This is a genomic window from Enterobacter cloacae complex sp. IR5422 (assembly GCF_049238165.1).
Classification (GTDB): domain Bacteria; phylum Pseudomonadota; class Gammaproteobacteria; order Enterobacterales; family Enterobacteriaceae; genus Enterobacter; species Enterobacter roggenkampii.
On sequence record NZ_JBMKHT010000091.1, the window covers coordinates 1 to 5,938 of the forward strand.

At 45.1% G+C, this 5,938-nt stretch carries 2 pseudogenes; both read right to left on the minus strand.

Going from position 1 to position 5,938, the window contains the following annotated elements:
- Positions 1-121: 121 nt before the first annotated feature.
- Positions 122-2,905: pseudogene (locus ACOTXT_RS22095) on the minus strand (DEAD/DEAH box helicase); the annotation flags it as partial.
- A 2-nt stretch (positions 2,906-2,907) separates the two neighbouring features.
- A pseudogene (locus ACOTXT_RS22100) lies at positions 2,908-5,811 on the minus strand (STY4851/ECs_5259 family protein); the annotation flags it as partial.
- Between the last annotated feature and the right edge of the window lie 127 nt (positions 5,812-5,938).

Genomic DNA, 5,938 nt, shown 5'->3' on the forward strand with positions numbered 1-5,938 from the left:
GCCAAAATCAGCCACGAAGAGACGATTTTGGGCTGAAAATTGGAAAATTGAGCCACAGGACGTCGATAAAGGACGGTTTGGGGCGTCATATCGGGAGCTGCGGACCACTTAATCGCAACTTCCTTAATCCCGCACCAAGCATTAATAACTTCACCAAACGATGGGACAAATTGCCATTACGAATTTGTGGCCAGCGTCTGTTCTGATTATCTTCAGGATCTTTTGTTTCCGGGTTACGGACGAATTTTGACGAAAAACGACTACCAATCCAGTTTTTTAACTCATCGTCCAGTTGTGTGAAGTTGCTTTCACGTACGTACAGATCCAGAGTAACCTTAAGAAAATCTTTCCAGTCATCCAGCGTCAGCCCTTGCTCATGCCAATGCATCGGCATCTTATGAATCTTCTCTAGCCCCTGATAACCAACCCGCACCAGCCCTTGCGTTTCCAGGCTGTTAGTTCGTTTAGGACGACGCATAAACTCCCGGAAAAGCAACATTTCCGACAGCTTCAGCGGCCCGCCGTTTTCGTTGAAAATTTCAGGCTTCAGATAGTGATTATATTGCAGAATAGGGCCGCTAATATCGGCTTTCTCTCTAAGCTCATTAACTATTTCTGTCCAGGTTCGGGAAATGAGAATGGTCGCTACGTTACCTCCGGTCGCAGCCTGAAAAGCTTGTTCAAGCTGCTCGGCCTGTACTTCTGCCAGCTTCGCTTGTTCAGGTAATCCCCAGCTTCTAAATTCATCGGCCTGTTCGCGTGCCTGTTTTGCCAACGCTGCTAACTTTTCAAGATCTGTATTGGCATTTGGTGTGGTGGAAGTCTGTGTTCGTTGATGCCAGCCCAATATTTCTACTACGCTGCCACGTAAGCGACTGCGTTCAGCTTCTTGCTGCATGCGTACCGCCATGCGCGCTGTTCCCTGACGGCTGTCGGTGAAGGTAATGAGACGGCGGCCTCTACCTGGCAGTGAATCAGGCCCCACTCCTTCCTTTCCATCTTCGCTGACAAAGTCCTGACAATACTCCAGAACGGTTGGCACAATATTGGTGACATAAAACGGTCCACCCAACAATGCGCGGCGGAAAGGTTGTTTTCCACTCGTGCCTCTGTAGCCGCAGCTGCTGGCACTACATACCTGTTCAATATCGTTAATAATCAGTTCAATACTTTCATTATTAACTACACCAATACGACGAGTCTTGCGATCGAGTCGCTGTAGAATATAACCAGTTTCACTGGCCTTTTCTGCCGCAATAATAAGTGGAGGGCGGTAACTACTTTCTTTCTCAACTTTTTCTTCAGTAGCGTCGTTTTCAACATTCACCTCATCCTGCAAAGAGAATTCATCGCCACCTTTATTTTCCCATTGGACAAGTTTGCCATTTTTATCCCGGGCCAGAAGATGCGGTTCGTTACATTCATTGCAGAATGCCAGTTCGTAGACCGGGCTCCCGCATTCACAATTTTGCCGTTGATTCACATACACATAACCAAAGGGCCAGTCCTTTTCCAGCGGAGTGCCATGCTTTTGTCTGCACTCTTTATCAACACAAGCCCATACTCCCTGGGTATTGCGCTGGAAAATATGCGCTCTTATCTTCAGGAATGCTGGATCTTTAGGATTAGGTTGTGTGCCAGAGCAGACGTCGATCCAGCGAAGTACTTCCTGCTGGCTATAATTCTGCTTGGTCAGCGTATTCAACCGCTTCGTCATCGTATCCAACTTCATTGGATCCGGCTGAGTAACTAACATCTCACGCAAGTAATGTGCTTCAGGTGAATGCGTAAGAGCTTCAAAGCGCTCTAGGCTTACGCCCTTCATGTCCGTATCAGGGATTTGTTCAATTTCTTCTAAAGGGATATAAACGTGTTTGCACGATGCCAGTTTCGGAATCACCCGGCTTCCGTCCAGTACATCGATGCGCTCCTGCGGTATACCGGATAATTCAGAGAGGAATTTTTTCAGTTGTTTTTCGGCATCGCTTCCGGCAATAGTTGCAGAGGTTGCCACGAAACGCACATCGTCTGGCGTCACTCCAAAGGCCGTCATCACGCGGCGTAACTGCAGAGCTAATTCAGCGGCCTGCGATCCGACATAGGTATGCGCTTCATCCAGTACTATCCAGCGTAATGATTTTTGTGCTTTAGACTGTTGAATAATTGGAGCATCAATCTGGCGGACCATCATATATTCCAGCATCGTGCCGTTTGTTACCAGAATTGGTGCGGGTTCTTCACGCATCTTTTCGCGTGAAAGCACTTCATTTGGCCTTTTTGCCTGCTCGCTTTTTACCGAAGCGTGAAGATTTTCTGTATTGCCATTATAAAGACAGTAACGGATCCCAGTACCAAATCCACGTGTCCACGCATCCAAGCGCTCCCGCTGTGAATTAATTAGGGCATTGAGGGGGTAGAGGAAAAGGGCCCTGACGCCGACAAGTGGGTTGTTGCTATTTTCATGTAATTCTCTGTAGAGGTCTTCCAGCACAGGAACCATAAAACATTCCGTTTTGCCTGACCCCGTACCACTTGTCACCACTACCGAATGTTTATCTTCCAGTAAAGCCTTCCAACTGGCTAGCTGGTGAGTGAAGGGTTTCCAGTCTGCACCAAAACGGTAACGACCGTTGTTATGATCATCTAGTGAATCAACAACAGCTTTACTCAGTAATGCCTTACCTTCGGTCAGGTTGCGCATTGTATAATTTGACTCTTTCCAGCCAAACATTTGCTGGAATACTGGTGAGGCAAGAAATGAGCCTGATTTCCCACAATCGGCACCCATTTGCTCTGCGAGATGCTTGCGTAAGTTCGGGTTTGTGATCCCCATAATACTGAGCGTTGCTTCGGTTGAGCGAGACAACGATTGTTCAATAAGCGACGAAAAAAAGCGTGTAGTCATCTTTAATCCTTTTTATTTTTTGAAATATAACGCAGAAGGCTGCACTGGAATATGGCCTTGAACCAGCGAGAATCGAAGTCCCGAACTTGTCTCAGGAAAAATACGGCGCCAGGTTTGTGTTCAAACACAGTTTCAAAGGAAGTTTTACCGCTTGCCACTGCAGCCGCGAAAACAGGTAACCAGGCAACTGAATAGCGATAATCAGCCTCGGGATAAATATCTATCACTACATCTGTTTGTGACGACATCCAGTTATGCAGTCGCTTACAGCCATATTCTGGCCACCGAGCTTCACTGTGTTCGCGTAAAAGCTCCTGATACCACTCGCGGACAAAGGATGTTGGAATGGGAGGAGGGAATTTCCCATAACTTAACCATTTTTCAACTTCATCGGCATAAGTCGGAAATACGATCCCTAATTGTCGATACATCTTACTCAGCAGTGTTACCAAAACTTCATCTGGAGCCCCTTTTTGGGACAGGAATCGTTTGAAGGTTTCTGCTGCGGATTTAATTTCTAATATAGGGAAGAACTCCCAAAAAACAGGGAATTCATTCTCAATGCGGTTTAAATACTCGGCGGACATTTCAAATTTGAAGAGAGACATCGCCAGCGCTCTTGGATGTTGTACGAGTGCTCGCCATACTTCAAATGTAGCCAGCGGAAGATAGCCAAAATGTTCATAAAGACTGTGCATAAACTGCCAACCGGAGTGCGCAGGATCGGTAGCCATCTGATCAAGCACCAGCGTTATGGTATTCACTTTTGCCTGGGGATTAAAAAGTTGGGTGGCTTTCTGAAGTGAACGAACGCTACTTTCATCGCCATGTAAGGAAGATTCGCCACGAATGAAGCATGGACGAAACGCCATTTCATCACCTTCCTTTGGGACTACTAGCCAAGGCCCGTTTTTGCTAACGATTGAACTCAGTTCATATTCACCAACAGGTACACCCTCACTTAGCCTCGATGACAACGAGACTGCTTTTCGCTCTGGCTCGCTCAATAACATGATGACAGGAGAAGGGAGTTGCCCGGCACGATAGCTTGTCGACTGGCTGGTGAGAACTTCTTTTTCATAATCATAACGCAAACTGTATTTGTAGCGCCGAATCTGCCAGCTCATCGCTACGCCAGCACCTCTGATTCGCATATCCACAACTTGGTCAATTCCTGACTCAAGAGATAGCAAATTTTCAATATGCTCTCTTAGACTGTATAAATTGAGTTCAATAGGGCGTTCTCCTGCCGTATAAAACCATTCATGCCATGCCTGTTGACCATTTATAGTGCGTAGATGTAATTCCAGTGAAAATCGAGTCGGTTCACCATTTTTACCAAACAAGTAGGCTCTTGAACCAAGTAAATCATGCAAAGTGATATTTTTTTCAAGAAGGTCTCCATTTGCATCAAAAACCAAACAACCTTTAGCAGGATAAGGCAAAGTCAATTCAATTGAGTCAGCCCCCAAATTAGGATAAATTTCCAGAGAGATAAAGGCGGGAGGGATGCCTTCGGCTTTGAGTAATATCTCGGTGCGTCCTGCTGTGCGTTTTCGCGCAATCTCGAATGTTTTATTTTTTAAGACAGACATGCAGGGATGTTGCGTTGAGATGACAATGGTACCTTCATTAGCTTGATCGCCACCATGAATCTGAACATTAAAGTCTGCCGGTAATATTCCAATTTTTCGACGGAGTATCGTCTCATTATCACTATTCCTGACGGAAACAAATTGAGATCCCATCATCTCTTGTAACTGGCATTCTTCGATTGATTTACTATTAAAATAAGGTTTAAATTGGATATGTTTTACATCAGGATTTTTCGAGGTGACTTTAGGGACCCCAAGGAATGTTTCAGTAGGGTTGCATACCCAATTTACTCTTTTACCATAAAACTCAACCCCACCAGGGTTAGTCTGTTCTTTTCCAGTGCGTATACGATATATTTCATCTCCGGAAATAATTAATTCATGGCAACCTTTTACGGAGAGTGTTTCGAAGCCTAAGACTGAAATTGTATTCAAAGTCGTTTCATATCCTGAAACAGTTGTCTTTTCTCGAGGTAGAACAATAAGAACATCGCTGTTACGAACATTGCACGAAGCTTGCCCTTGTAATAGCCATCGTTCTCCTTCAGCAACAAAAGTAAGTGGAACCTCACCAATGGCGATTTCGCTATCATCCAGTTTTATTGCGCCAACATTCATTCCGCCTGCCCGAGCAACTAACGATAAACTCGCAGAAGGGTCATGTCTGACAAATCGTGATTCATTTTTACGGATGCGAATTCTGGCATGCGAATTTTCGAGGGAGGCATAGACTACACCAAGGCTTGCAACTTCGTTAATGCCTTCGTAAATAGCAAGTTCAAATCGTGTAGTTGAAGGTTCACTAATAATTGGAAAAGAGAGTTCATCTGGTAACGAAACTATCGCACGTATTTGATCCGGCGATTTTTCTGTCCAAAAGAACTGACAACCGGTACATTTATTTTTTTGTGAACGGGGTTTTGTTTCTATAGATGCAGTACGTAACAATCCATTTAGAAAGCGGGTGCCTGTTTCATCATCAAGTGGCATAGGGAATTCATCCCGCCATTTTGGATGCGTTTTATCAAGCTGCGCTACTGGTTCAGAGTCATCGCTTAGATTATACATCAGTACCAATGAGCTGAGTTTTTCTGCCATATGACTGATGAGCTCTACTGATGTGTCTTCAATAAAAACAGCTGGAAGCGAAGATCTTTCTATAATGTTTCTTACCAGCGAAAGCATGGAAAAACCTGCTATCTGAGCTTGTTCATACTGATTAAGGATCCGGGAAAATACGGTTTGAAAACTACTATCTGATTCCTTCAGTAAACGAAAAGGTAGACCACCCTCACTGAACAACGTTCCTAGGGAAGGTGCGAATAAGTCCGAGATGTGAGATCATCGTGTTGTAACCTGAACCCAGAATGAGTAACCGGATGAGCCAGCAACTGACTTTTGCCGACAGTGAGTTTTCCAGTAAACGCCGCCAGACCCG